Here is a 25,993-nt window from a genome sequence, read left to right on the forward strand (position 1 = left end):
AAATTGTCTCCAACTTCTATTCGTAGATCCCTTCCACATACCAGCGCCTGCGGCGGTAACACAGCAGCAACGCCCGGGCGCAGTCGACAGCCCGGGCGTCACCTTCCAGCAAGACTTGAACGCGCGCAGTGTGACCCGCCGACGGTGCCTGCGGATCCCACCACCGCTCGTCGACCGTCCACGGCCCCGCCCACCACTGCAGGTCACCGCGGAACGATCCCCCTCGAACCCCTTTCGCCGCAGGCGAATCCAGTCTGGCCGGATCAGCACTGAACAACCCGCGACCGGTGACCCGCACCGGCTTGCCCTGAGCGTCGAACAACTCCACCGGCTCGTCGAGGACCACCGCGGGCGACGGTTCCGGCAGCTGTCCCGGCCAGGGCTGCGCCGGGTCCGACCGGGGCACCAGCTCATCTCCCAGCGGCGTCAACGTGATCCGGTCAACCGGGCCACGGCCACCACTGAGCACCGGGATTTGCACCGCCTCGGGCCCCAGCAGACCCTGCACCCGGACCAACGCCCGGCGAGCCCGCAACCGGTCCTCGTCACCGAGACCACCCCACAGCGGCAGTTGCAACGCCCCGGCCGAGACCACCTCCACCGGCTCCAACCGCAACGTGACGATGGGCGCACTGGGCCGGTGACCGGGATTGCGCCGGTTCAGCCAGCCGTCGAGCTGCCAGCGGATGCGGTCTGCGGTGGCATCCTCGGTGAGGGGTTCGGCACATCGCCATACCCGTTCCAGCTCTTCGCCTTTGGCCGTCACGGCGTGGATGCCCAGCCGGGTGCAGCCCACCCCCGCCGCCTCCAGGCTGCGATGCAGAGCACTGGCCAGCGACCGGCCCGCGAAGGCTGCGGCATCTACCCGGTCGATGGGCGGATCACAGTTCATCACGGCGGCCAGGTCCGCCGGCGGCTCGCGCCCGGACGGCCCCCGCATCGGTTCGGCACGGGCCAGTCGGTGCGCCAACACCGCATCGGCCCCGAACCTCGATGCGACGTCACTGCGAGACAGCTCAGCAAACTGCCCGAGTTTGCGGATACCCATGCGCCACAACAAGTCCGCCAGATCAGCGCGGCCGGGCGAGCTGAGGCTGGGTTCGGCGGACAGCTGTCTGATGGACAACCCCGAAAGGAAGGCCGCATCACCACCGGGCACCACGATGCGCCCGGCCCTGGCGGCGAACACCGCGGTGGGCAGCTGATCTGCGATGCCGATCTGACATTCAGCGCCGCCGGAGGCCACCGCGTCGATGAGCCGCTCGGCGGCAGCCTCCTCCGAGCCGAAGAACCGCGCCGCCCCGCGCACCGCCAGCACCAGCAGACCCGGCCGTAGCACCTCCGCCCGCGGAACCAGCGCGTCCACCGCGGCCGTGATCTCCTCGAAGTAGCGGGCATCACGCGCCGAATCCGCGGTCACCACATACAGATCCGGGCAACGCGCCTGCGCCTCCCGCCTGCGCAGGGCACGCTTGACCCCAAGCTCTCGCGCCGCCGCCGAGCAAGCGACCACCCGGTTGGCCAAAGTGACCGCCACGGGTGCGGTGGCAGGTAACTCCGCCGACAACGCCGCAGCCACCGCGGGCCAATCCATGCACCAGATGGCCAGCACCCTGGAGGCAGACCGTGCCATCTCAGCCCGCCAGCGATCGGGAGCGCGCTCCGCGCCCGGTGCCCCGCAAGGCCACCTGGACCCGGCCGATCCGACCGCACCCCGGTACCCCGCCGACCGTCATGTCGTAGCCCCGTACCCGGGCCTCCAGTCGCAGCGACGCCCCCGGCCAGTCCCCGCCGGTGGCCAGCAGGGTGCACCCGCGATGCTGAGCACGAGCCGTCACCGCCCGCGCCCGGGTGGGTGGCACCGATCTGCCCTTCAGACCGAGCACCACCAGATCCATCCCGTCCATCAACACCGCGGCCACCTCCACCGGATCGGTGCCCGGATCCGGGATGACCGCCAGCCGACTGAGATCCGCGCCCATCTCGACCGCTGCCAACAGACCGGCGTCGGGCTGGCCGACGATCGCCACGTGCCCACCGCCCGCGGTGACCGCCGCGGCCATGCTCAGCGGTAGCGACCGGGCCCCGCCCAACACCGCTACCACCCCTCTTGGCAACCCCGCGGGTAGCAGCGCACGCAGCGAATCGGGCACCGGCAGCAAACTATCTGGATCTGTTTCGGCAACAGCAGGCGCCACAACGGTAGGCTGACCACGCCGGCCGGCACCCACCTTCCCCGAGACGTCGGCCATCTGACTGCGAAGCTGTTTGAGCAGCTCAGCACGCCCAGAACCAGCTTGATCAGGCGAGATCGCAGCTGTCACCACTCACCTCCCAGCCGGACCGGCATCATCGATGTTCGAACATATGTTCGATGCAGTGAGTAAACACCCAGCCTCCGACAGAATCAAGCCGTCTGGGGCAGCTGAGCACGGACGTGACACATGAGGTTCGACATGTACGTTGACCAATGGTGTCATTGACAAATGTCACTATTTGCTGTTGCATTCGTCGCACCTACCAATGGAGGTGCGATGGACCCGATTCCCGGTCGTGGATCTGTCCGATCCCGAGTCGCAGCCCGCGTCAGCGCACTGACTCTGCGTCAGATCAGCGCCGTCCTTCCGCCCGACAAGGCCTGGGGCCTGTGGGTGTCGCGGCGCATCGTGGCAAGCGTCATGGAGACCTTCGGCCCCAGCCTGTCCGGCGTCACCATCGACCACATCGACGACACCCTGCCCGACGGCCGCCGCGTGCTCGGAGACTGGATCACCACCACGGCATCCGACACCGAGTCAGTCATCTACTACCTGCACGGCAGCGGCTACGCGGTGTGCTCGGCACACACCCACCGACGCCTGGCCGGCTGGCTGTCGAGACTGACCGGCCTGCCGGTGTTCTGCCCCGACTACCGACTGGCGCCACAGCACCCGTTCCCGGCGGCCGCCGACGACATCCACGCCGGCTGGGACTGGCTGCGCACCGTCCGCGGCGCGAATCACATAGTCGTCGCCGGCGATTCAGCAGGAGGGCACCTGGCAGTGGATCTCGTGCTGCACCACGGCGCCGCCCACCCCACAGCCTTGGTGTTGTTCTCCCCGCTGGTCGACCTGACCTTCGCCCGGGCCCGCACCCGGGAACGGCTGAGGCCCGACCCGGCGATCCGCTCTGCCGATGCCGCGCGCCTGGTGGCGATGTATTGGCAGGGAATGGATTCCACACATCCTCGCCTGTGTCACGATCTGACCGGCCGCGCCGACCTGCCACCCCTGCTGATCCAAGCAGGTGGCACCGAGATGCTGGCCGCCGACGCCCACCACCTGGCGCAGAACTGGAGCGGTGACTGCCGACTGCAGGTTTGGCCCGACCAGGTGCACGTCTTCCAAGCGCTGCCCCGTCTGACGCCCGAGGCCAGACCCGCCATGCAGGAGGTCGCGAGCTTCATCCGAGACGCCTTGGCCCACAACACCGTCGACAGCATTGCGGGGTGATGTCCATGTTCTCCTCTCGGCGCAGCCGAGACGGTGACGCCGTGGTGACCGGAGCCGGGAGCGGCATCGGTGCCGCCTTCGCCATCGAACTCGCCAACCGTGGAAACCGGGTTATCTGCAGCGACATCGACGAAGTGGCCGCACAGCACACCACCCAGGCCATCTGCGACCAGGGCGGCTCGGCCCGGGCAATCCGCTGTGATGTCACCGAACTGGACGACGTGCACCACCTCGCCACCCAAGCGCAGTCCTGGTTCGGCGGCGCGCCCACCCTGATGATCAACAATGCCGGCGTCGGAGCAGGCGGCCAACCCGTGGGAGACATCCCGATCGAAGACTGGCAGTGGACGCTCGGGGTGAACCTGTGGGGCCCCATCCACGGATGCCATGTGTTCACCCCCATCCTGCGTGACGCAGGCGGCCCCCGCGGGATCATCAACGTCGCCTCGGCCGCGTCGTTCGGCGCGGCACCGGGCATGGCCGCCTACAACGTCAGCAAGGCGGCGGTGCTCTCACTGTCGGAGACCATGGCCGCCGAATTGTCCGGCACCGGCGTGGATGTCACGGTACTGTGTCCGACCTTCGTCAAGACCAACATCGTCGCAGCCGGCCGCATCACGCCCAACTCGACGCAACTGGCCGATCGCCTGATGCGCTGGACCGGGTTCAGCGCAGCACGGGTGGCCCGTATGTGCCTGGACACCCATGACCGCGGAGGCCTGTACTGCATGCCGCAACCCGATGCCTGGATCGGATGGAACGTCAAACGTCTTGCCCCTGCCACCTACACCCGTGCCGTCGGCCTGGCCGCACGTCTGGCCAACCAGTAAGGAGAGTCCCCATGGACATGGATATGATGCTCGCCAAGATCAAGGACAGGCAGTGGGCGCTGGCCGACATCGACTGGAACGCACCGGGTGCCGAGCTGATCACCGACGAGCAGCGCCCCAAGCTCAAGGCCTTCATGGCCGATCTGTGCTGGATCGAGAACATCGGGGCGCGCGGCTTTGCCGCACTGGCCAAGAAGGCGCCCACCCCCACCATCGCCGAGATCTACCGCTACTTCCACGCCGAGGAGCAACGGCACGCCAATGCCGAACTGGCACTGATGAAACGCTGGGGCATGCTCGACGACGGCGAGATGCCCGAGCCGAACGTGAACATCCGACTGGCCATCGAATGGCTGGACCGCTACGCCGACGGGATGTCACTGTCCATACTGGGCACCGTCATCCCGATGCTGGAGGTGGCCCTGGACGGCGCGCTGTTGAAGTTCCTCCTCGACGAAGTGGACGATCCGGTGTGCCATCAGGTGTTCGAGAAGATCAACAACGACGAATCCCGGCACATCGCCGTCGATTTCGAGGTGCTGAACATGATCGGCTTCGCGGACGCGCGCAAGCTCGCCATCGAGTTCGTCGGCACCGTGGCCACCCCCAGCCTGATCATCGGGGCGCTGATGTATGTGCCGCTGCTCAACCGGATCCGCAACGAGATCATCGGCATGGGCATGGAGCCGGATATGCTCTACAACGCCGTCAAACGGTTCAAGAAACTCGGCGAGCGTGGGGAACACACCTGGCGGGTGCCGACCTATCAGATCCTCAAACTGCACTCGCGCGCCGTGGTGAACCCGCGCAACCCCTACCACTTGCTGGCCAATTCCATGGTGTGGCTGTCCGACCGGTATCCACGGCCCCTGCTGCGTCCCATTCCCAGCTGGTTCAAAGAACTCACCCACGAACCGGCGGCATGACCGTGGCACGCACCCCGATTCACGACACCCTGATCGTCGGCGCTGGATTCACCGGTATCGGCGCGGCCATCAAACTCCGTCAGGCCGGCGTCGATGACTTCGTGATCCTGGAGCGAAGCGACCGGGTGGGCGGCACCTGGCGCGACAACACCTACCCCGGCGCTGCCTGTGACATCCCGTCGCTGTTGTACTCGTTCTCGTTCGCACCCAACCCGAACTGGTCACGCTCCTACTCCCCCGCCGACGAGATCCGCACCCACATCGAGGACATGGTGGCGACCCATCGGCTCACCGATCACATCCGGTTCGGCACCGAACTCACCGGACTGTCCTTCGATGACGCCTCCGGCACCTGGACCGCACACACACAGCGTCGCAACATCTTCCGCGCCCGAACCGTCATCCTGGCCGCCGGCCCGCTGCCCGATCACAAACTGCCCGACATCCGCGGCCGTGACACCTATCAGGGCACCGTGATCCACAGCGCGAACTGGGATCACGACTACGACTTCACCGGCAAGCGTGTCGCCGTCGTCGGCACCGGCGCCAGCGCTGTTCAGATCGTGCCCGAACTGGTCAAACAGGCCGGGTTCGTCAAGGTGTTCCAGCGCACCCCGGGCTGGGTGCTGCCCCGCCTCGACATCGACACCCCGCCCCTGGCCCGGCAGCTGTTCACCAGAGTTCCTGCCGCCCAACGACTTGCACGTCAAGCGCTGTACTGGGGTCACGAGGTCAGCGCTACCGCGCTGGTCTGGGACACTCCGCTGACGTCGCTGGTGGCGCGGCTGGGCAAGCTCCACCTGCGCGCGACCGTCAAGGACCCGTGGCTGCGCCGCCAGCTGACCCCTGACTTCCGCCCCGGATGCAAGCGGATGCTGATGTCCAGCGACTACTACCCCGCGTTGCAGAAAGACAACTGCAAACTCATCGACTGGCCCATCGCCACCATGAGCCCGGTGGGTATCCGCACCAGCGACGGAGTGGAGCACCACCTGGACTGCATTGTCTTCGCCACCGGATACGACGTGCACCTCACCGGCCCCCCGTTCCCGGTCCGGGGACTCGGAGGGCGGCTGCTGGCTGACGAATGGTCAGGCGGCGCACAGGCATACAAGAGTGTGAACACTCACGGTTATCCCAACCTGTTCATCATGACCGGCCCCAATTCCGGGCCGGGCCACAACTCTCTGCTGGTGTACGTCGAGGGCCAACTCGACTACGCCATGTCGGGCATCACCACCATTCTCGGTGACGACCTGGCCTACCTCGATGTCCGCAAGGAGGTTCAGCAGCGCTACAACGCCGCACTGCAGAAGCGCCTGACCAGGACAACTTGGATGTCGGGCTGCAGCAGCTGGTACCTGACAGCCGACGGTTTCAACGCGTCGATGTACCCGGGCTTCGCCACCCAGTATCTTCGACAGATGCACGAATTCCGGCGAAGCGACTACACCGCGGTGAGCAGGACGGCGTCCGTGCGCGTCCTAGCGCACTCTTCCGCCTGAGATGTCCACCAAACCACCCAGCGGTCCCGTCGGCGCCATCCTGCACAGCCTGCGTCGGGCGCCCCGGCGTTTGGGCAGGCAGTCACGCGAGGTCGTCGAGAACGCGGTGTCTCAACTTTTCGACGCGGTGGTGCGGGCTCCGCACGGCGACACCGCGGGCTCGGGTGAGTACCGGATCGAGGAACTGGCCCGGCTGGCCAACACCGCCACCCGCAATGTCCGGGTGTACCGCGACCGCGGGCTGCTGCACCCGCCGCTGCGGGTGGGCCGCATCGCGCTGTACAACGACACCCACCTGACCCGGCTGCGGCTGATCACCTCGATGCTGGACCGGGGCTACAACCTGGCCCACGTCGACGAGATGCTCAGCGCCTGGGAACAGGGCAAGGATCTAGGTGCGGTGCTGGGTCTGGAGTCGGCGATCGTGGGGACCTGGGCGGCGGAGAAACCCAAGACCGTCTCGCGGGCGCAGGCCCGGCAACTGGTCGACGACGACGGGGCCTTCGACCGGCTGATCAGTGCGGGCCTGATCCGGGACAACGGCGATGACGTCACCGTGGTGCGGCCCGCCCTGATCGATGCGTTCAACGAGATCCGCGGATACGGAATCACTTTCGACCGGCTGATCGACATCCACGAGCAGGTGCTGCCACACATCTGCGAGATCAGCCGGATCCTGGTACAGGCCGGAGCCGAGCATGTCCTGGACAAGATCAAACCCGGCGAATCACTGCCCGATGAGACCGAAGTGGCCGAGTTGATCACCATGCTGGTGCGGTTCCGCACCCAGGCGGTGGCCTCGGTGACCGCCACCCTGGCGCACTCCATCGAGACCACCATCGAATCGCTGGTCAGTCAGCTGCTCTCGGAGTTCGTCGAGAAGACTCCGCCGGAGTGAACTGGCTACTCCCACTCGATGGTGCCGGGCGGCTTGCTCGTGATGTCGAGCACCACGCGGTTGACCTCGGGTACTTCGTTGGTGATGCGGGTCGAGATCCGTTCCAGCACTTCGTAGGGAACCCGCGTCCAGTCCGCGGTCATGGCATCCTCGCTGGACACCGGGCGCAGCACGATCGGGTGACCGTAGGTGCGCCCGTCGCCCTGCACACCCACCGAGCGGACATCGGCCAGCAGCACCACCGGGCACTGCCAGATCTGGGCGTCCTGCCCCGCCAACGTCAGCTCCTCGCGGGCGATGGCGTCGGCCCGCCGCAAGGTGTCCAGCCGCGCCGCGGTGACCTCGCCGACAATGCGGATACCGAGACCCGGCCCTGGGAAGGGTTGGCGCCCAACGATTTCCTCAGGCAGTCCGAGTTCGCGACCCACCGCACGGACCTCGTCCTTGAACAGCAGCCGCAGCGGCTCGACCAACTTGAACTTCAGGTCGTCGGGCAGGCCGCCGACATTGTGGTGGCTCTTGATGTTCGCGGTGCCCGCGCCGCCGCCGGACTCCACCACGTCGGGGTACAGCGTCCCCTGCACCAGGAAGTCGACCTCGTCGCCGCCGTCCTCGACAATCCCGCGGACCGCGCCCTCGAAGGCCCGGATGAACTCGCGGCCGATGATCTTGCGCTTGCCCTCGGGGTTGGTGACCCCGGAGAGCTTCTCCAAGAAAGTGGCCTCGGCATCGACGGTCACCAGCTTGGCACCGGTAGACGCCACGAAATCGCGCTGCACCTGATCACGCTCCCCGGCGCGCAACAGACCGTGGTCGACAAAAACACAGGTCAGGCGATCGCCGATGGCACGCTGCACCAGCGCGGCGGCCACCGCTGAATCCACTCCGCCGGACAGCCCGCAAATGGCCCGGCCGTCGCCGACCTGGGCGCGCACCTGCTCGATCAGCGTCTCGGCGATGTTGGCCGCGGTCCACTTGGCACCGATGCCGGCGAACTCATGCAGGAACCGGCTGAGCACCTGCTGGCCGTGCGGGGAGTGCATCACCTCGGGGTGGTACTGCACCCCGGCCAGCCTGCGTGCCCGGTTCTCGAACGCGGCCACCGGCGCACCGGAACTCCTGGCCACCACATCGAAGCCCTCCGGCGCCTCGGTCACCGCGTCACCGTGGCTCATCCACACCGGCTGACTCTCGGGCAGACCCGAATGCAGTTCACCGCCAACAACTTTGAGATCGGTGCGGCCGTATTCACTGGTGCCGGTGTGGGCCACCGTGCCGCCGAGCGCCTGCGCCATGGCCTGGAAGCCGTAACAGATGCCGAACACCGGCACATCGAGATCGAACACCGCGGGATCGAGTTGCGGCGCGCCCTCGGCGTACACGCTGGCCGGTCCACCCGACAAGACGATGGCCTGCGGATCCTTGGTCTTGATCTCCTCGACCGTGGCGGTGTGCGGGACCACCTCGGAGAACACCCGCGCCTCGCGGACGCGACGCGCGATCAGCTGCGCGTACTGCGCGCCGAAGTCGATGACCAGCACAGGGCGTGGGGAGGTGTGATCTGCCACCGCGCCAGTCTAGTCGGGCGGCGGGACACATGGTCGGAGCCCCGATTGGGTAAGGATGTAGCTATGGCGGGACTCCCAGAGCACATACACGCGTGTCTGTTCGATCTCGACGGTGTGCTCACCGACACCGCCAGTGTGCACAACAAGGCGTGGACGGCCATGTTCGACGACTTCCTGCACCGGCGCTACGGTGACGGGTACACCCCCTTCGATCCGGTGGCGGACTACCGCCAGTACATCGACGGCCGCAAACGCGAAGACGGGGTACGCAGCTTCCTGGCCAGCCGCGGCATCACCCTGCCCGACGGTCAGCTGTCCGACAGTGCCGACACCGAGACCGTCTATGGGCTGGGCAACCGCAAGAACGCACTGTTCGAGAAGACCATGCACACCGACGGGGTGACGGTGTTCGAGGGATCCGAACGCTACCTGCAGGCGGTGCGGGAGGCCGGGAAAGCGATAGCGGTGGTCTCGTCGAGCGCCAACACCCGGGAGGTATTGGATCTGACCGGGTTGGCGCGCTACGTCGACGTCCGCGTCGACGGGGTGACCATGCGCGAGGAGGGCATCCCCGGTAAACCGGCGCCGGATTCCTTCCTGCGCGCGGCCCAACTGCTGGACACCCCGCCGGAGGCCGCAGTGGTCTACGAGGACGCGCTCGCCGGGGTCGAAGCCGGCCGCGCCGGCGGCTTCGGGCTGGTGATCGGCATCGACCGGCATCACCAGGGCGAGGCGCTCCGCGAACACGGCGCCGACGTCGTCGTCGCCGATCTGGCCGAACTGATGGAGACACCCACCTCGTGATCAGCCCGGAGATCTTCCCCGTCGAGCCATGGTGTGTCCGGGAAACCCGGTTGGACTTCGAACTGCTCGACGAAGCCGAATCCCTGTTCGCGCTGTCCAACGGTCACCTCGGCCTGCGTGGGAACCTCGACGAAGGCGAGCCGAGCGGGCTGCCGGGCACGTATCTGAACGGATTCTTCGAGACCCGACCCCTGCCTTACGCCGAAGCGGGATACGGCTATCCCGAAGCGGGCCAGACACTGGTCAACGTCACCAACGGCAAGCTGTTCCGCCTGCTCGTCGACGACGAGCCGTTCGACCTTCGCTACGGCGAATTGCTGTCCCACGAGCGGGTGCTGGACCTGCGGGCGGGCACGCTGACGCGCGATGCACACTGGTGTTCGCCGGCGGGCAAGCAGATCAAGGTGCATTCCACCCGACTGGTGTCGCTGGTGCACCGCGGTGTCGCAGCGATCGAGTACATCGTGGAAGCGGTGGACGAATTCACCCGCGTCACAGTGCAATCTGAACTCGTCACCAACGAGGACCAGCCCGAGACCGAAGATGATCCGCGGGTATCGGCGGCCCTGAAGGATCCGTTGCAGGCGATACATCACGAGCACACCGAGTACTCGGCGCTGCTGGTGCACCAGACCCGCGGCAGCGAGCTGATGATGGCAGCGGCGATGGATCACGAGATCGACGTGCCGGGGCGGGTGCAGACCACCACCGACTCGCATGACGATCTGGCCCGCACCACCGTTATCTGCGGACTGCGCCCGGGGCAGAAGCTGCGCATCGTCAAGTATCTGGCCTACGGCTGGTCGAGCCTGCGGTCGCGGCCGGCCCTGCGCGACCAGGCGGCCGCGGCCATCGCCGGCGCCCGGTACTCCGGCTGGCAGGGTCTGATCGATGCACAACGGGCGTTTCTGGACGAGTTCTGGGACGGCGCCGATGTCGAGGTCGAAGGCGACGCCGACATCCAGCAGGCGGTCCGGTTCGGCTTGTTCCACGTCCTGCAGGCCAGCATCCGCGCCGAGCGCCGCGCCATCCCCGGCAAGGGCCTGACCGGCAACGGTTACGACGGGCACGCCTTCTGGGACACCGAAGGCTTTGTGCTGCCGGTGCTGACCTACACCATGCCGACTGCCGCCGCTGACGCATTGCGCTGGCGGGAAAGCACTCTCGATCTGGCCAAGGACCGGGCGAAGACGCTGAACCTCAAAGGGGCGGCCTTCCCCTGGCGCACCATCCGGGGTGAGGAGTGCTCGGCGTACTGGCCGGCCGGCACCGCGGCCTGGCACGTGAACGCCGACATCGCGATGGCCTTCGAGCGCTACCGGTGGGTGACCGGCGACGACTCACTGGAACGCAGCTGCGGGCTGAAGGTCCTGGTGGAGACGGCCCGGTTGTGGATGTCGTTGGGGCACCACGACCGCCACGGTGTCTGGCACCTCGACGGGGTGACCGGGCCCGACGAGTACACCGCGGTGGTGCGCGACAACGTGTTCACCAATCTGATGGCCGCGGGCAATCTGCGCTCGGCCGCGCAGGCCTGCCTGCGCCATCCCGACGCCGCGCACGACCTCGGGGTGTCCACCGAGGAGACCTCGGCGTGGCGAGATGCCGCCGCCGCCGCTCACATCCCGTTCGACGAGGAACTCGGTGTGCATCAGCAGCACGACGGCTTCACGACGTTGCGGGAGTGGGACTTCGACGCCAACACCGAGTACCCGCTGCTGCTCAACGAGGCGTATGTACGGCTGTACCCGTCGCAGGTGGTCAAGCAGGCGGATCTGGTGCTGGCCATGCAGTGGCAGAGCCACGCCTTCACCGACGAACAGAAGGCCCACAACGTCGACTACTACGAACGGCGCACCACCCGCGACTCGTCGCTGTCAGCCTGTACCCAGGCGGTGATGTGCGCCGATGTCGGCCACCTGGAGCTGGCCCACGACTACACCTACGAGGCGGCGCTGATCGATCTGCGCAACCTGCACAAGAACACCCGCAACGGCCTGCACATGGCCTCACTGGCCGGTGCGTGGACGGCGCTGGTGGCCGGGTTCGGGGGTCTGCGCGACGACGAGGGCATCCTCGTGCTCGACCCCCATCTACCCGACGGCATCTCCCGGCTGCGATTCCGCTTGGCGTGGCGCAACTTCCGGCTGACCGTCGACGTCGTACACGACACCGTCACCTACACGCTGCGCGACGGACCGCATGCCGAGCTCACCATCCGCCACGCCGGCGAGGAGGTCACGCTCACGACCGACGAGCCCACCACGTTGACGGTCTATCGCCGCCAGCCCCTGTTGCCGACCCCGAAGCAACCGCCCGGTTGCGAGCCGGTGCACCGGCGCCGCAGCACCTGACCGTCAGCGAGCGGTGTTCACCGGCTCGATCGGCAACTGCCGCAGCGCCGCAGGCGCATCGTGGGGCACGACTGGGTTGCGGGGCGCGATGGGTGCCAGCCGGCGGTAGGGTTGCCCCTGCGCGGGCCGCAGATCCTCTTCACCCTTGTTCGGCCACAGCGCCGCGGCGCGTTCTGCTTGCGCGGTGATCGACAGCGACGGGTTGACCCCGAGGTTGGCCGAGATGGCCGCGCCATCGGTGACATACAGCGTCGGGTAGTTGTACACCCGATGGTAGGGGTCGATCACGCCACCCTCGGGGCTGTCGGAAATGGCTGCGCCACCGAGGAAATGGGCGGTCAGCGGGATGTTGAACATCTCCCCCCAGGTGCCGCCCGCGACACCGTCGATCTTCTTGGCGATGCGTCGGGTGACCTCGTTGCCCACCGGGATCCAGGTCGGGTTCGGCTCGCCGTGGCCCTGCTTGCTGGTCAGCCGGCGGGTGCCCCACTTGGTGCGCTTGGTGAAGGTGGTGATCGAGTTGTCGAGGTGCTGCATCACCAGGGCTATCATGGTGCGCTCGCTCCAGCGCCGGGCATTGAGCAGCCGCAGGGTCCCACGGGGATCCTGAGACGCATTGTGCAGCAGCTGCTTCCACCGCGGTACGTCGGTGCCGTCCGGGCCGTTGCCGTCGGTCATCAGGGTCTGCAACAGACCCATGGCGTTGGACCCCTTGCCGTAGCGGCAGGGTTCGATGTGGGTGTCGGCGGTGGGGTGGATCGACGACGTGATGGCGACCCCGTGGGTGAGATCCAGGTCGTCGGAGACGCGCAGCCGGCCGGCACCCACGATGGACTCGGAGTTGGTGCGGGTGAGCACGCCGAGTTTGTCGGACAGCTGGGGCAAGGTGTTGGTGTCCCGCATCTTGAACAGCAGCTTCTGCGTTCCGAACGTGCCGGCCGCCAGCACCACGTGTTCGGCGGTGAAGGTGCGCTTGTGTCGCCGCACCTTGCGGCCGGTGCGCACGGTAGCCACCTCCCACAGGCCGTCACCGCGTTGGCGCAGGCTGGTGACGGTGGTCATCGGATGCACCTGTGCGCCTGCGGTTTCGGCCAGGCCGAGGTAGTTCTTGACCAGCGTGTTCTTGGCGCCGAACCGGCAACCTGTCATGCAGGAGCCGCACTCGATGCAGCCGGTGCGCTGCGGGCCCACCCCGCCGAAGTACGGGTCGGGCACGCGCTTGCCCGGGGTCTGGGTGCCGTCCGGGCCGAAGAACACCCCGACCGGGGTGGGCACGAAGGTGTCCCCCACGCCCATGTCGTCGGCGACTTCCTTCATGATGCGGTCGGCATCGGTGAAGGTCGGGTTGGTCACCACGCCAAGCGTCCGCTGCGCCTGGTCGTAGTGCGGCATCAGCTCCGAACGCCAGTCGGTGATGTCGCGCCACTGCGGGTCGTTGAAGAACGGGTCCGGCGGGACGTAGAGCGTGTTGGCGTAGTTCAGCGATCCACCGCCCACCCCGGCGCCCGCCAGGATCAACACGTCACGCAGCAGGTGAATGCGCTGGATGCCGTAGCAGCCGAATTGGGGGGCCCACAGGAATTTGCGCAGATCCCAGGAGGTCTTCGCGAACTCCTCGTCGGCGAAGCGTCGACCGGCCTCCAGCACGCCGACCCGATACCCCTTCTCCGTCAGCCTCAGCGCCGTGACGCTGCCGCCGAACCCCGACCCGATGACCAGCACGTCGTAATCAGGAGACATAGGACACAGTATGAACTTACTGACCGGTAACAAGCTAGCGAGGGTTACCTAAGTTCTTCGCCGAGGGTCGCGGCCACCGCGGCGCTCCGAGTCGCCGAGATCCGGGCGCCGCTCAGTCGGCGTCCAGATCCTTCTGCACCAGCCCCGCTACGGACACCACCGCAGACGCGTCCTCAGACCGCACCGTCACCTGATCGCCGCTGCCGAGGCCCAACGTCATGATCATCAACGCCGAGCCCGCGTCTACCGGATCCCCGTCACCGACGGACAAGGTCACCGGAACACCCGCCTTGAGGGCGGCCCCGGCGATGAGGGCGGCCGGACGCGCGTGAAGCCCGCTGGCCGATCCAACCGCCACGATCTTGCTGTGCATGTCTTCTGGAACTCCTTCTCGTCAGACGGTGATGAAAAGCATTGTGCGCCTTGATATCCCCCGAACAATGAAGCCGCTCCAGACGAGGGATGAGGTGAGACATTGTGCGCCAGTTCATATCAGCGCGGGCACACGATCACGATTACTCAACCACTCGCGAATGGCACCGATCTCGTAGCCTAGCCCACATGTTCACATCATCTGCAATCTCGACCGGTAGCGAGCTTTCGACACTCGGCGGAATCCCCGTCGTGGGCGGCGTGGTGTTCGCCCCGGTGATCCGGCCGGCCAGCCCGCTCACACTCGATGAAGCACGGCCCCACTCCGAGGTCGCTACCACCGACCGCGAGGGCGAAGCTCAAAGATTCACCGCGGCAGCCGATGCCGTCGCGGCAGAGTTACGTCGTCGTGCAGCGCAAGCCTGCGGCCCAGCCGCAGAGGTGCTGGCTGCCAACGCGCAGTTGGCCCAGGATCGAGCCTGGCTCACCGCCGCCACCAACCTCATCGCTGCCGGAACCCCAGCTGTGGTCGCCACTGTCGAAGCCGTTGAGCAATTCGTCGGATTGTTCACCGAGATGGGCGGGTTGATGGCCGAGCGGGTGACCGACCTACGAGACATTCGAGACCGTGTCATCGCAGAGTTGCTCGGGCTGCAGGGCCCCGGCATCCCGGTACCGACCATCCCATCGATCCTGTGCGCCGAGGACCTTTCGCCCGCCGACACCGCTGGACTCAACCCCCAGCTGATCGTAGGTATTGCCACCGAACTGGGCGGACCGACCAGCCACACCGCAATCATTGCCCGCCAGTTGGGAATTCCCTGCGTGGTGGCTGTCGAAGGACTCAGTGAGATCCGGACCGACGACATGGTGCTCTTGGACGGGTTGCACGGCACGGTGAGCGTCTCGCCCGATGAGCGGCTGGCGCGGGCGGCAGTCGAGGTGGCCGCACGTGCCGCCATGGCGACCACCACCTGGACAGGCGTGGGAGCGACTGCCGACGGTCATACGGTGTCCGTCCTGGCCAACGTTCAGGATGGGGAGGGCGCACGTTCAGCGGCTCGGACGGGCGCGGAAGGAATCGGCTTGTTCCGCACTGAGCTGTGCTTCCTCGGGCGCGCCACGGAGCCGTCCATCGAAGAACAAACCCGGATCTACGCAGAGGTGCTGGAGGAGTTTCCGCGGTCCAAGGTGGTGATCCGGACCCTGGATGCAGGGTCGGACAAACCGTTGCAGTTCGCCGGCCCCCGGGGCGAGGCCAATCCGGCGCTCGGTGTCCGCGGCTACCGGATCGCCGCGGACAATCCGGGACTCATCGATCGGCAACTTCAGGCCATCGCAGCCGCCGCAACCCTGCGCCGGACGACCCCGTGGGTGATGGCGCCGATGATCGCTACGGCGGCGGAGGCGGAGGAATTTGCCGAATTGGCACGCTCATATGGGCTTCGACCTGGCGTGATGGTGGAGGTACCGGCAGCCGCCCTGTCTGCGAGCCGCATTCTCGAGCACGTGGATTTTCTCTCGATCGGCACCAACGACCTGTCGCAATACACGATGGCCGCAGATCGGATGGCCACCAAACTGGCGGCCCTAAACAGTCCGTGGCAACCAGCGATGCTGACACTGGTGGGTGCGGTGGCGAACGCCGGAGTCACCGCAGCCAAGCCCGTGGGAGTATGCGGAGAGGCTGCCGCCGATCCACTGCTGGCCTGCGTCCTCGCCGGGCTGGGGGTGACGTCGTTGTCGGTGGCCTCGTCGGCGGTGACGGCGGTCGGCGCGAAGCTCGCTTCCGTACGAATGGACCAGTGCCGAGAGGCGGCCCGGGCGGTGCTGGCAGCCCCAGATGCAGCACAGGCGCGCGCCGCGGCACTGGCAGCACTCGGGTGACTGGAGCGGCGGCCGGATCCCGCTACGAGGAGCGCGGTGCCGTCCAGATACCCTCTCTCTACTGCCAATTCAACATGTGGCACCGGCCCGGTTGAACCTCTGTTGCACGGCGGACACCATCACGTGGCTCCGCTGGAGCAGCGCACTCCGGCTCTTCCCGTTGACACCCCCCGGCAGTGCCGCTAGATTTTCTCGCACATCCCGGCAAGCGCTTTTCACAGCCAGGATGACCAGGGTTGTTACTCCTCGGAGGCAAGACCTGAGACGCACAGTCGTGCGGCTCAGGTCTTTTTTTGTGGGCTGTGCCTGAGGCACAGCCGGATTGGAGCTCGCGATGGCTAAAGGCACAACACGACCGTCGGCCGATGATGTGATACGCGGATTGGGTGGCGCCTCGAATATTCGTTCGCTAACCCACTGCACCACCAGGCTCCGGGTCCAGTTGGCGAACTCTTCATCCGCCAATCCCGAGGAGATCCAGGCCCTTCCGGGAGTACTCACCGTCGTCGAATCAGGCGGACAGTTCCAGGTGGTCGTCGGCCAACAGGTCGAACAGGTCTACGCCGATATCAAACGTGCGCTGGGAATTTCGCAGGGCACACGCGACACTTCGCAGTCCCCGGGAACGGATCTGCCTGCGCCGCAGTCCGGGGGCGGAGTGCTGGCCGGTGCGATCGCACTCATCTCAGCCATCGTTCGTCCGCTGATCTGGCCTCTGGCCGGAATGGGATTGTTCAAAGCGCTGCTCACCCTGGTGACCATCTTCGGCTGGCTCGATCCCGAGAGTCAGACCGCAACGGTGCTGAGCGCGTCAGCGGACGCCCTGTTCTTCTTTCTTCCGATCTTCGTGGCCGTCACCTGTGCACGTCGGTTCCAGACCAACGAATTCACCTCCATGATCATCGCCGGCGCATTGGTGTATCCGAGCATCACCGCGATCGCAGATCAAGACCCCACCAATGCCGTCAGCGGGGTACCGCTGGTCGTGACGTCCTTCGCTGGAATCCCCTTGGTTGCGATGCATTACGCCTACTCCGTGGTGCCGATCGTGGCCGGTGTATGGATCCAGAGCCACCTCGAGAGCCGGATCCAGCGAGCTGTGCCCCTTGTGGTTCGAGCCTTCATGACACCGTTCCTGGTGGTCCTCATCATGGTGCCACTGATCCTCATCACCGTCGGACCGCTCACCACCTTGTCGGCTAATGCCATATCGGGCGGTATTTCCATTGTCTGGGAACATGTTCCGTGGCTCGCCGGCGCGCTGCTCGGCGGTGCATACCAGGTGTTCGTGATCTTCGGCCTTCATTGGGCACTGGATCCCATCATGATCCAGGAAGTTGCGGACAAGGGCTACAGCCTGTTGACCGCACCGCTGGTTCCCGCGGTCTTGGCACAAGCGGCCGCCGCGATCGCGGTGGCACTGCGCACCCGCAGCGCGGCCCGCAGGGAGGCTGCCGGCGCAGCATCACTGTCGGGGTTGCTTGCCGGCGTGACGGAACCCGCGATCTACGGCGCCAACCTGCCCCTGCGACGCCCATTCGCATTCGCTCTGATCGGTGGCGCACTCGGCGGTGCCATCGTCGCGTCGGGAGGCGTGGCACCAACGGCCTACATCGCGTTCTACTCGGTCCTGTCGGTACCTGCCTTCTTGAGCATGGGCTCACCCACAATGCTCTTCCTCGGTATCGGTGTGGCCATGCTGACATCGTTCGTGCTCACCTTCTTCTTCACCGACCGCGAACAGCCGGACAGCGAATCAGAAGAAACGCCGCCGACCTTCGATACCGACGCGGACGCCACCTCCGTCGTAGCGCCGGTGGCCGGTCGCCATGTGGCACTTGCCGAGGTAGATGACAAGGTGTTCTCCTCCGGAGTGATGGGCCAAGGGTTCGCCATCGTGCCTGACGACGGCCATTTCGTTGCACCGATCAGCGGCACGCTCCAGGTGGTGATGTCCAGCGGCCACGGCTATGGAATCAAGTCGGCCGACGGCGCGGAGGTTCTGGTTCATATCGGTATCAACACCGTGCAACTGGAGGGTGCCGGATTCCGGGCGTTGGTCGACGCAGGTCAGCAGGTCCGATCCGGTGACCCCCTGGCCGAAGTAGATCTCGCAGCTGTCACCGCGGCCGGGTTCGACACCACCACCGTTGTCCTGGTGACCAATTCCAAGGAATTCGAGGAGATCTCCACGCCGGAAGCGGACCGTTTCCGCACCGGTGACCGCGCGATGACCATCCGCCGGCACTCCGACGTGGGACTTCAGCAGGCCCGCCATGGCTGAATTCCCGCCCAGCTTCCTCTGGGGTGGCGCAACAGCGGCCAATCAGATCGAGGGCGGCTATGACGAAGGAGGTAAAGGTCTTTCGATCCAGGATGTTCTGCCTGACGGGGAACGCGGGATCATCACCGAAAACCCCACTGCCGACAACCTCAAACTGGTGGGTATCGACCACTACCACCGGTACGTCGAAGACATCGCGATGTTCGGGGAGCTCGGCTTCACCGTGTACCGGTTCTCCATCGCGTGGAGCCGGATCTTTCCTCGTGGCGACGAGGAGGAACCGAACGAGGAGGGCTTGCGCTTCTACGATCGTGTCCTCGACGAATTGCTGCGGCACGGAATCGAACCCGTCATCACACTCAGCCACTACGAGACCCCGCTGCACCTGGCCCGCGCCTACGGAGGATGGGCAAACCGGCAACTCATCGGGTTCTTCGAACGATTCGCATCGACGCTCTTCCAGCGTTATGGCGACAGGGTCAAGTACTGGTTGACCTTCAACGAGATCAACGCCGTCCTGGAACTGCCGTTTTTCGCCGGCGGGATACCGAAGACCCTCGAGGAGATCACCGAAAAGGAGCTCTATCAGGCGGTGCATCACCAGCTGGTCGCCTCGGCACGGGTGACCCGCATTGCACACGAACTGGTTCCCGGCTCACAGGTCGGCTGCATGATCCTGGCGATGCCGACCTACCCGCTGTCGCCCGATCCCGCTGACGTTCTCACCGCCTTGCAGTCAGAACAGACCAACTTCGCCTTTGGCGATGTCCATTGTCGCGGAACCTATCCCACCTATCTGCTGCAACGGCTCAGCCGACGGGGCATCGAGCTCGACATCACGGACGAAGACCGCGCCGATCTGCTCACCACCGTCGACTTCGTCTCATTCAGCTACTACGTCAGTGTGTGCGAGACATCAGATCCGGCGAAGAGAGTTCGCGGCGAGGGAAACTTTCTCGGTGGCGTACCGAACCCCACCCTCGAGTCCACCGAATGGGGTTGGCAGGTGGACCCCACCGGGTTGCGAGTGGTGCTCAACCAGTACTGGGACCGTTGGCAGAAACCGTTGTTCATCATCGAGAATGGCCTGGGCGCCGTCGATCATCTCGTCGAGGCGGACGGCGAGATGACCGTCATCGACGACTACCGAATCGCCTACCTCAACGACCACCTGCGTGCTGCAGCAGAGGCGATCGATGACGGGGTGCACCTGATCGGCTTCACCACCTGGGGGTGCATCGATCTTGTGAGCGCTTCTACCGCCCAGATGAGCAAACGATACGGGTTGATCTATGTAGACCGGCACGACGACGGCGCCGGCTCTCTTGCGCGATACCGGAAGAAGTCATTTCATTGGTACAAACAGGTGATCGAAACCAACGGTGCGATCATCCACTGACGCGCATACCGATAGCGGGGATGAGGACAGGTGAAGATCGCCCACGTCTTCAACAACAATGCTGTCCTCGCCGTAGATCACATCGGTCGTGAGGTCATCCTGACCGGACGGGGGATCGGCTTCAAAGCGCGTGCCGGTCAAGATACCGACGACTCGAAGGTGTCCCGGGTTTTCGTGCCCGACGACTCCCGTACCGCGACATCGCTGGGTTCGCTGATCGCCGCGATTCCCACCGAACACCTGGAGTTGGCGGACCGCGCGATCGGACTGGCCCGCACCGCGCTGCCGGGAGCCAACCTCACGTCGACCGTCGTCGCCACCCTTGCCGATCACCTGCACTTCGCCATTGAGAGGGATGCACAAGGCCTGGCGGTGACCTATCCGCTCGAAGCCGAAGTCGGCTACCTCTACCCCACCGAGCTGGCGGCGGCGCGCGTCTTCCTCGACGAGGTCAACAGGTCGCTGCCGACGCCACTGCCCGATTCCGAGGCCACCGCAGTGGCCCTGCATCTGGCCAGCGCCACCCAGACGTCGACAGACCTTCCCTCTACCCTGCGGATCTCGGAACTGCTGAAACTCACGTTCGATGTTCTCGAGCAGAGCCTGGACCACCCCATCGACCGGATGAGTGTGGCCGCGGCCCGGTTCATCGCCCATCTGCGGTATTTCTTCGTCCGCGACCGCTCGTCGCTACCGTCCCCCAGACGGCGGGTCCGCTGGTGGCGGCTATCCGCCAATCCCATCCGGCCGCACACGCGATTGCGCTACGCCTGCGGGGGCTCTTCGAGCTCAAGCTGAATCAGCAGCTCACGGAGCAGGATACGGTCTACCTCACCTTGCACATCGCCCGAATCATCGACGACAGCGGCGGCACGAGCAGTGAGTCCGGCTAACTGCCGACGGTGAGCCCGACCTTCTGGAACTCCTTGAGGTCGCAGTAGCCGGCCTTGGCCATGGACCGGCGCAGGCCGCCCACCAGGTTCAGCGTGCCGAACGGGTCGTCCGACGGCCCGTTGAGCACCTGCTCCAAGGACGGCCGCTCGCCTTGGGCCACCTGCAGCAGCGCGCCACGGGGCAGCGACGGGTGCGCCGCGGCCGGCGGCCAGAACCAGCCGTCACCCTGGGCCTCGGCCGACGCGGCCAGCGGGGTGCCGAGCACCACGGCATCGGCACCACAGGCGATGGCCTTGGCCAGCTCGCCGGAAGTGTGGATGTCGCCGTCGGCCAGTACGTGCACGTAGCGGCCGCCGGTTTCGTCGAGATACTCGCGACGGGCCGCTGCGGCATCGGCGATGGCGGTGGCCATCGGCACACTGATACCCAGCACCTCGTTGCTGGTGGTGACACCCCAGGTGGAGCCGTATCCGACGATGACGCCGGCCGCCCCCGTGCGCATCAGGTGCAGCGCAGTGCGGTGGTCGAGCACGCCGCCGGCGACGACGGGCACATCGAGTTCGGAGATGAAGGTCTTGAGGTTCAGTGGTTCACCGGCCCCGTGATCCTGGGCCACCCGCTCGGCGGAAATGATCGAGCCCTGGATGATCAGCAGATCGATGCCGGCCGCCACGAGGGTGGGCGTCAGCTCCTTGGCGTTCTGCGGGCTGACCCGCACCGCTGTGGTGACACCGGCGTCACGCACACGCGCGACGGCTGCACCCAGCAGGTCGAGATCCAGGGGTGCGGCGTGCAGCTGCTGCAGCAGGCGGATCGACGCCGAGGGCTCGGGCTCCTTGGCGGCGGCCTCGACCACCTGCGCCACCTTGGCCTCGACATCGGCGTGCCTGCCGATCAGACCTTCGCCGTTGAGCACCCCGAGCCCTCCGAGGCGACCCATCTCGATGGCGAACTCCGGCGACGCCAGCGCGTCCGTGGGGTGGCTGAGCACCGGGATCTCGAAGCGGTAGGCATCCAGCTGCCACGCCGTCGACACGTCCTTACTGGACCGGGTACGACGCGACGGCACGATGTTGATGTCGTCGAGTTCGTAGGTGCGACGGGCAGTTCTGCCCATGCCGATTTCGACCATGTCACGCATTGACAGAATTCCTAGCGCGAGTAGTAGTTCGGGGCTTCGACGGTCATCGTGATGTCATGCGGATGGCTCTCTTTGAGGCCGGCCGCAGTGATCCTCACGAATTGCGCCTGCTGCAATTGCTCGATGGTGGCCGCACCGGTATAGCCCATGGCAGCCCGCAGACCGCCGGTGAGCTGGTGGATGACCGATGCCAGCGGACCGCGGAACGGCACCCGCCCTTCGATGCCCTCGGGCACCAGCTTGTCCTCGGAGAGCACGTCGTCCTGGAAGTAGCGGTCCTTGGAGAAGGACTTGCCTGCTGCTCCCCCGGCGCCGCGGCCCTGCATGGCCCCCAGGGATCCCATGCCGCGGTAGCTCTTGAACTGCTTGCCGTTGACGAAGATCAGATCGCCGGGCGCCTCGGCGGTGCCGGCCAGAAGCGACCCGAGCATGGCGGTGGACGCACCTGCCGCCAAGGCCTTGGCGATGTCGCCGGAGTACTGCAAACCGCCGTCGGCGATCACCGGCACACCGGCCTTACCGCACACGGCGACGGCCTCGAGGATGGCGGTGATCTGCGGGGCGCCGACACCGGCGACCACCCGCGTGGTGCAGATGGAGCCCGGCCCGACGCCGACCTTCACCGCATCGGCTCCGGCCTCGACCAGCGCCAAGGCCGCCGCACGGGTGGCGACGTTGCCGCCGACCACCTCGACGCGGTCGCCCACCTCGGCTTTGAGCTTGCCGACCATCTCCAACACCATGCGGTTGTGGGCATGCGCGGTGTCGACGATCAGCACGTCCACCCCGGCATCGGCCAGCGCCATGGACCGCACCCAGGCGTCGTCGCCCACACCCACGGCGGCACCGACGAGCAGTCGGCCGTCACTGTCCTTGGTGGCATACGGGTGCTGTTCGGTCTTGACGAAGTCCTTGACCGTGATGAGGCCGGTGAGCTTGCCGTTGCCGTCGACGATCGGCAGCTTCTCGATCTTGTTGCGCCGCAGCAATCCCAGCGCCGCGTCGGCGGAGACACCTTCGCGGGCGGTGATCAACGGCGCCTTGGTCATCACCTCGGCGACCGGCTTGTTCTGGTCCACCTCGAAACGCATGTCACGGTTGGTGATGATCCCGACAAGTGCGCCCTGGCCATCAACCACCGGCAGCCCGGAGATGCGGAACCGGGCGCACAGGGCGTCGACCTCGGCCAGCGTGTTGTCCGGCGAGCACGTCACCGGGTCGGTGACCATGCCCGCTTCGGAACGCTTGACCGTCTCGACCTGGGCGGCCTGCTCGGTGAGCGGGAGATTGCGGTGCAGCACACCCATTCCGCCAGCGCGGGCCATCGCGATGGCCATCCGCGATTCGGTGACGGTGTCCATGGCCGAGCTGACCAGCGGCACCCGCAGCCGGATCTTCTTGGTGAGCTGACTGGAGGTGTCTGCGGTCGCCGGGATGATGTCCGACGCGGCAGGCAGCAACAACACATCGTCGAAGGTCAACCCGAGCATGGCGACCTTGTTGGGGTCGTCTCCACCGGTGTGGACACGATCCTCGTTCGACATGCTGGTCGCGACGTCGGAAACAGGTGAAACCATCAGTGGGGCCTCCAAGAACAGCAGTGCCTCCACGACAAAGCGGAGTGAGGCACCCATCTTATCGGCTCGCAGGACCTGATCTGGACCCCGCCACGGGGCCACGCAGGTGGCCATCAGCTAGCGCGATAGCAGCACGGCTGCGTACTGTAGAGGCGTGCGCGACCACCTCCCGCCGGGTTTGCCGCCCGATCCCTTCGCCGATGATCCTGCCGACCCGTCGGCGGCGCTCGACGCGATCGAGCCTGGGCAACCACTGGATCCCCAGGAGCGCACCGCGGTCGAGGCCGACCTCGCCGACCTTGCGGTATACGAAGCTTTGTTGGCGCACAAGGGAATTCGCGGTCTTGTCGTCTGCTGCGACGAGTGCCAGCAGGATCACTACCACGATTGGGACATGCTGCGAGCGAACCTGCTTCAGCTGCTGATCGACGGCACCGTCCGCCCTCACGAGCCGGCCTACGACCCGGAGCCCGACTCCTACGTGACGTGGGACTACTGCCGCGGCTACGCCGACGCCTCCCTCAACGAGGCCACCTCCGACAGTGATGGATATCGCTGAAGGCTGACGTCTCGGCTCGCGTCTAACCCTCTGTGCTCAGTTGAAGCCCGGGATGGGCAGCTGAATCAACGGTCCGTTCGGCACCGTCGTGGTGGTGGGTGTTGCCGTCACCGGCGCCTGCTCCTGGACTGACGTGACTTCCGCCGTGGGAGTCGGCTCCGGCTCCACCTCGACCAGCGTGGTGCTGGGGGCCGGCGCGCTGGTCTCGGTCGACACGGACTCCTCTGCTTCCGCGGCCGCGGAAGTGGTCGTCGTGGTGGTCGTGCTCGACGATGACAGTGTCGTCGTGGTGGTCGTCGGAGGTGTCGTGCTGGGCACCGAGGTGGTCGTCGTGGTCGGCGACGTCGTACCGGGGGTCGGACTCGGTTCCGGTGTGGTGCTGGGCGTCGGAGTCGGCTCCGGTGTGGAGACGGGCGTCTCCGACGGCGGAGTCGTCTCCACTGGCGACGTGGTGTCCGACGGCGGGGTCGTCTCCACTGGCGACGTGGCGTCGGACGGCTGCGGGGTGTCCGACGGCGGCGTGACAAGGATCGTGACCTGCGGCAACGTCAGTGGCGGGTCGCCTGGTTCCGGCGGCGGCAACGTGGCGGCCGGATCCTGGCTCTCGACCTTGACGTTCAGCTGATTCCACTGGTCGACGAGCTCCTGCTGACGGCCGGCGTCCTCGACCTGGACCACCGAGGTGGTCAGTGTCTGGAGCTTGACCTGCGCCTGCTGCCAGTCGCCCTGGTCGATCAGCCGCTGGACCTCGGCCATCTCGGTCTGGGCCGCCAGAGCAACCCGGTCGTCACGCACGGACTGCGGTTCACCGAACAGGGCGGTGCGCATGCCGTACAACGAGTCGCCCGGCCCGGAACCCGCGACCACGGCGCCGAAGCCACCGATGCACAGCATCGCGGCGGCCACCGAGCCGACGACCGCAAGATGCCTGCGCGTGCCACTGGTCTGGGTGGGACGCTGCGAGAGTCCACGGTGCAGGGCACTGACCGCGTCCTGTTCACTGAGCACGTTGGTGCCCGGTGTGCGCACGCCGTCGCGCCACCCTTCGAGCAGTGCCAGCAGTTCAGCTTCGCCCGCATCACCGGGTCGGATCCGCTGCTGGCCGCCGGCCAGCGCGTCGAGCAGCCGGTCGCTGCGGTTGATGTCGTCGAGCGATTCCGGGCCGCCCGGTCCCCTACCGAAGTCAGGCATAGTCGTATCCCGTCGCCGTGATCTCGGACTTCAGCCGCGCCAACGCACGGTGCTGCGCCACGCGCACCGCGCCTGCGGTGCTGCCCACGGCCTCAGCAACCTCTTCGGCGGACATCCCGACCACCACTCGCAGGATCAGGATCTCGCGCTGCTTCTCCGGCAGGATCTTCAACAGTGCGTCCATCCGGGCTGCCGAATCCGCGTTCATCGCGAGCTGTTCGGGGCCCGCGTCGACGCTGAAGCGTTCGGGCACGACATCGGTGGGGTCAGCCTTGTTCCGGCCGGCCGCACGATGTGCGTCAGCTACCTTGTGCGCTGCAATGCCGTACACAAAGGCCAGGAACGGTCGTCCCTGATCTTGGTACCGCGGCAACGCCTGCATGGCGGCCAAGCACACCTCCTGAGCCACGTCATCAGCTGAGAGACCGCTGCGCTCCGCGGTTCCGACGCGCGCCCGCACATAGCGGACCACGATCGGGCGGATGGTCTCCAGCACTTCCCGGAGCGCATTCCGATCGCCGGCCACCGCGTCAGCAACGACGGCGTCGAGACGTTCTCCTGGAATTGTCATCG

Annotated in this window: 21 protein-coding genes; 12 read left to right on the forward strand and 9 right to left on the reverse strand. The window is 66.3% G+C overall.

Translation table 11 applies throughout. The annotated features are described in order from the left end of the window. Nucleotides 1-16: 16 nt before the first annotated feature. A complete protein-coding gene (locus BVC93_RS03250) occupies nt 17-1,633 on the reverse strand; it encodes a DNA polymerase Y family protein (protein ID WP_083735921.1) in 1,617 nt (538 codons plus the stop codon). Nucleotide 1,634: 1 nt separating this feature from the next. Beyond that, nucleotides 1,635-2,324, reverse strand: a complete 690-nt coding sequence (locus BVC93_RS03255; RefSeq protein ID WP_083740763.1) for a hypothetical protein — start codon at nt 2,322-2,324, stop codon at nt 1,635-1,637. 210 nt (nt 2,325-2,534) lie between these two features. Here BVC93_RS03255 and BVC93_RS03260 point away from each other — a divergent pair, with 210 nt between their 5' ends. The 5 genes from BVC93_RS03260 to BVC93_RS03280 are packed head-to-tail and all read left to right on the forward strand — an operon-like array spanning nt 2,535 to nt 7,650. Further along, nucleotides 2,535-3,491, forward strand: coding sequence for an alpha/beta hydrolase (locus BVC93_RS03260; protein ID WP_083735922.1), 957 nt, complete (start codon nt 2,535-2,537; stop codon nt 3,489-3,491). Further along, nucleotides 3,491-4,321 (forward strand): SDR family NAD(P)-dependent oxidoreductase, encoded by an 831-nt coding sequence (locus tag BVC93_RS03265; protein WP_083735923.1) that lies wholly within the window; start codon nt 3,491-3,493, stop codon nt 4,319-4,321. Before BVC93_RS03260 ends, BVC93_RS03265 begins: the two co-directional genes overlap by 1 nt. Before the next feature lie 11 nt (nt 4,322-4,332). Beyond that, complete coding sequence (locus tag BVC93_RS03270) at nt 4,333-5,247, forward strand: reductase (RefSeq protein ID WP_083735924.1); 915 nt, start codon at nt 4,333-4,335, stop codon at nt 5,245-5,247. Further along, nucleotides 5,244-6,752, forward strand: coding sequence for a flavin-containing monooxygenase (locus tag BVC93_RS03275; protein WP_083735925.1), 1,509 nt, complete (start codon nt 5,244-5,246; stop codon nt 6,750-6,752). Before BVC93_RS03270 ends, BVC93_RS03275 begins: the two co-directional genes overlap by 4 nt. Before the next feature lies 1 nt (nt 6,753). Then, nucleotides 6,754-7,650: a MerR family transcriptional regulator gene (locus BVC93_RS03280; RefSeq protein WP_083735926.1), complete on the forward strand. Its 897-nt coding sequence runs from the start codon at nt 6,754-6,756 to the stop codon at nt 7,648-7,650. A gap of 5 nt (nt 7,651-7,655) precedes the next feature. Here BVC93_RS03280 and guaA read toward each other — a convergent pair whose 3' ends face one another. After that, the gene (guaA, locus tag BVC93_RS03285; RefSeq protein WP_192860172.1) at nt 7,656-9,218 is read right to left on the reverse strand and encodes a glutamine-hydrolyzing GMP synthase; all 1,563 of its coding nucleotides are present in this window, start codon (nt 9,216-9,218) and stop codon (nt 7,656-7,658) included. A 63-nt stretch (nt 9,219-9,281) separates the two neighbouring features. Between guaA and BVC93_RS03290 the strand changes: the two genes are divergently transcribed. Both BVC93_RS03290 and BVC93_RS03295 read left to right on the forward strand, forming a co-directional pair. Then, nucleotides 9,282-10,022, forward strand: coding sequence for a beta-phosphoglucomutase family hydrolase (locus tag BVC93_RS03290; protein ID WP_083735928.1), 741 nt, complete (start codon nt 9,282-9,284; stop codon nt 10,020-10,022). Next, on the forward strand, nt 10,019-12,376 hold the full coding sequence (locus BVC93_RS03295; protein WP_083735929.1) for a glycoside hydrolase family 65 protein: 2,358 nt from the start codon (nt 10,019-10,021) through the stop codon (nt 12,374-12,376). Before BVC93_RS03290 ends, BVC93_RS03295 begins: the two co-directional genes overlap by 4 nt. Before the next feature lie 3 nt (nt 12,377-12,379). Here the strand turns inward: BVC93_RS03295 and BVC93_RS03300 are convergent, their stop codons facing one another. Next, complete coding sequence (locus tag BVC93_RS03300) at nt 12,380-14,116, reverse strand: GMC family oxidoreductase (protein WP_083735930.1); 1,737 nt, start codon at nt 14,114-14,116, stop codon at nt 12,380-12,382. Nucleotides 14,117-14,228: 112 nt separating this feature from the next. Further along, complete coding sequence (locus BVC93_RS03305) at nt 14,229-14,489, reverse strand: HPr family phosphocarrier protein (protein ID WP_083735931.1); 261 nt, start codon at nt 14,487-14,489, stop codon at nt 14,229-14,231. Nucleotides 14,490-14,677: 188 nt separating this feature from the next. Here BVC93_RS03305 and ptsP point away from each other — a divergent pair, with 188 nt between their 5' ends. The 4 genes from ptsP (at nt 14,678) to BVC93_RS03325 (ending at nt 20,856) form a co-directional block, all read left to right on the forward strand. Beyond that, nucleotides 14,678-16,375, forward strand: a complete 1,698-nt coding sequence (gene ptsP, locus BVC93_RS03310; RefSeq protein WP_083735932.1) for a phosphoenolpyruvate--protein phosphotransferase — start codon at nt 14,678-14,680, stop codon at nt 16,373-16,375. A 334-nt stretch (nt 16,376-16,709) separates the two neighbouring features. Beyond that, nucleotides 16,710-18,659, forward strand: a complete 1,950-nt coding sequence (locus BVC93_RS03315) for a beta-glucoside-specific PTS transporter subunit IIABC (RefSeq protein WP_083735933.1) — start codon at nt 16,710-16,712, stop codon at nt 18,657-18,659. Continuing rightward, nucleotides 18,652-20,058 carry a glycoside hydrolase family 1 protein gene (locus tag BVC93_RS03320; protein ID WP_083735934.1) on the forward strand — a complete coding sequence of 469 codons (1,407 nt, stop codon included), beginning with the start codon at nt 18,652-18,654 and terminating at the stop codon, nt 20,056-20,058. Before BVC93_RS03315 ends, BVC93_RS03320 begins: the two co-directional genes overlap by 8 nt. Nucleotides 20,059-20,088: 30 nt before the next feature. Continuing rightward, nucleotides 20,089-20,856 (forward strand): CAT RNA binding domain-containing protein, encoded by a 768-nt coding sequence (locus tag BVC93_RS03325; protein ID WP_083735935.1) that lies wholly within the window; start codon nt 20,089-20,091, stop codon nt 20,854-20,856. A 91-nt stretch (nt 20,857-20,947) separates the two neighbouring features. Here BVC93_RS03325 and BVC93_RS03330 read toward each other — a convergent pair whose 3' ends face one another. Both BVC93_RS03330 and guaB read right to left on the reverse strand, forming a co-directional pair. Continuing rightward, on the reverse strand, nt 20,948-22,084 hold the full coding sequence (locus tag BVC93_RS03330; RefSeq protein WP_192860346.1) for a GuaB3 family IMP dehydrogenase-related protein: 1,137 nt from the start codon (nt 22,082-22,084) through the stop codon (nt 20,948-20,950). Nucleotides 22,085-22,104: 20 nt separating this feature from the next. After that, entirely contained in the window at nt 22,105-23,670 is a 1,566-nt protein-coding gene (gene guaB, locus BVC93_RS03335) for an IMP dehydrogenase (protein ID WP_083740764.1), read from the reverse strand. 154 nt (nt 23,671-23,824) lie between these two features. Here guaB and BVC93_RS03340 point away from each other — a divergent pair, with 154 nt between their 5' ends. Further along, the gene (locus BVC93_RS03340) at nt 23,825-24,229 is read left to right on the forward strand and encodes a DUF5319 domain-containing protein (RefSeq protein WP_068915726.1); all 405 of its coding nucleotides are present in this window, start codon (nt 23,825-23,827) and stop codon (nt 24,227-24,229) included. A 36-nt stretch (nt 24,230-24,265) separates the two neighbouring features. Here the strand turns inward: BVC93_RS03340 and BVC93_RS03345 are convergent, their stop codons facing one another. Both BVC93_RS03345 and BVC93_RS03350 read right to left on the reverse strand, forming a co-directional pair. Beyond that, nucleotides 24,266-25,420 carry an anti-sigma-D factor RsdA gene (locus tag BVC93_RS03345; protein ID WP_083735937.1) on the reverse strand — a complete coding sequence of 385 codons (1,155 nt, stop codon included), beginning with the start codon at nt 25,418-25,420 and terminating at the stop codon, nt 24,266-24,268. Beyond that, complete coding sequence (locus BVC93_RS03350; protein WP_083735938.1) at nt 25,413-25,991, reverse strand: sigma-70 family RNA polymerase sigma factor; 579 nt, start codon at nt 25,989-25,991, stop codon at nt 25,413-25,415. The genes BVC93_RS03345 and BVC93_RS03350 overlap by 8 nt, the downstream gene beginning before the upstream one ends. Nucleotides 25,992-25,993: the final 2 nt, after the last annotated feature.

Source organism: Mycobacterium sp. MS1601, from assembly GCF_001984215.1.
GTDB lineage: Bacteria > Actinomycetota > Actinomycetes > Mycobacteriales > Mycobacteriaceae > Mycobacterium.

What these genes read in the sequence shown, in the direction of transcription:
- BVC93_RS03250 (WP_083735921.1), bottom strand. Translation starts at nt 1,633, where the DNA reads ATGGCACGGTCTGCCTCCAGGGTGCTGGCCATCTGGTGCATGGATTGG.
- BVC93_RS03260 (WP_083735922.1), top strand. Translation starts at nt 2,535, where the DNA reads ATGGACCCGATTCCCGGTCGTGGATCTGTCCGATCCCGAGTCGCAGCC.
- BVC93_RS03265 (WP_083735923.1), top strand. Translation starts at nt 3,491, where the DNA reads ATGTCCATGTTCTCCTCTCGGCGCAGCCGAGACGGTGACGCCGTGGTG.
- BVC93_RS03270 (WP_083735924.1), top strand. Translation starts at nt 4,333, where the DNA reads ATGGACATGGATATGATGCTCGCCAAGATCAAGGACAGGCAGTGGGCG.
- BVC93_RS03275 (WP_083735925.1), top strand. Translation starts at nt 5,244, where the DNA reads ATGACCGTGGCACGCACCCCGATTCACGACACCCTGATCGTCGGCGCT.
- BVC93_RS03280 (WP_083735926.1), top strand. Translation starts at nt 6,754, where the DNA reads ATGTCCACCAAACCACCCAGCGGTCCCGTCGGCGCCATCCTGCACAGC.
- BVC93_RS03290 (WP_083735928.1), top strand. Translation starts at nt 9,282, where the DNA reads ATGGCGGGACTCCCAGAGCACATACACGCGTGTCTGTTCGATCTCGAC.
- BVC93_RS03300 (WP_083735930.1), bottom strand. Translation starts at nt 14,116, where the DNA reads ATGTCTCCTGATTACGACGTGCTGGTCATCGGGTCGGGGTTCGGCGGC.
- BVC93_RS03305 (WP_083735931.1), bottom strand. Translation starts at nt 14,489, where the DNA reads ATGCACAGCAAGATCGTGGCGGTTGGATCGGCCAGCGGGCTTCACGCG.
- ptsP (WP_083735932.1), top strand. Translation starts at nt 14,678, where the DNA reads ATGTTCACATCATCTGCAATCTCGACCGGTAGCGAGCTTTCGACACTC.
- BVC93_RS03315 (WP_083735933.1), top strand. Translation starts at nt 16,710, where the DNA reads ATGGCTAAAGGCACAACACGACCGTCGGCCGATGATGTGATACGCGGA.
- BVC93_RS03320 (WP_083735934.1), top strand. Translation starts at nt 18,652, where the DNA reads ATGGCTGAATTCCCGCCCAGCTTCCTCTGGGGTGGCGCAACAGCGGCC.
- BVC93_RS03330 (WP_192860346.1), bottom strand. Translation starts at nt 22,084, where the DNA reads ATGGTCGAAATCGGCATGGGCAGAACTGCCCGTCGCACCTACGAACTC.
- guaB (WP_083740764.1), bottom strand. Translation starts at nt 23,670, where the DNA reads ATGGTTTCACCTGTTTCCGACGTCGCGACCAGCATGTCGAACGAGGAT.
- BVC93_RS03345 (WP_083735937.1), bottom strand. Translation starts at nt 25,420, where the DNA reads ATGCCTGACTTCGGTAGGGGACCGGGCGGCCCGGAATCGCTCGACGAC.
- BVC93_RS03350 (WP_083735938.1), bottom strand. Translation starts at nt 25,991, where the DNA reads ATGACAATTCCAGGAGAACGTCTCGACGCCGTCGTTGCTGACGCGGTG.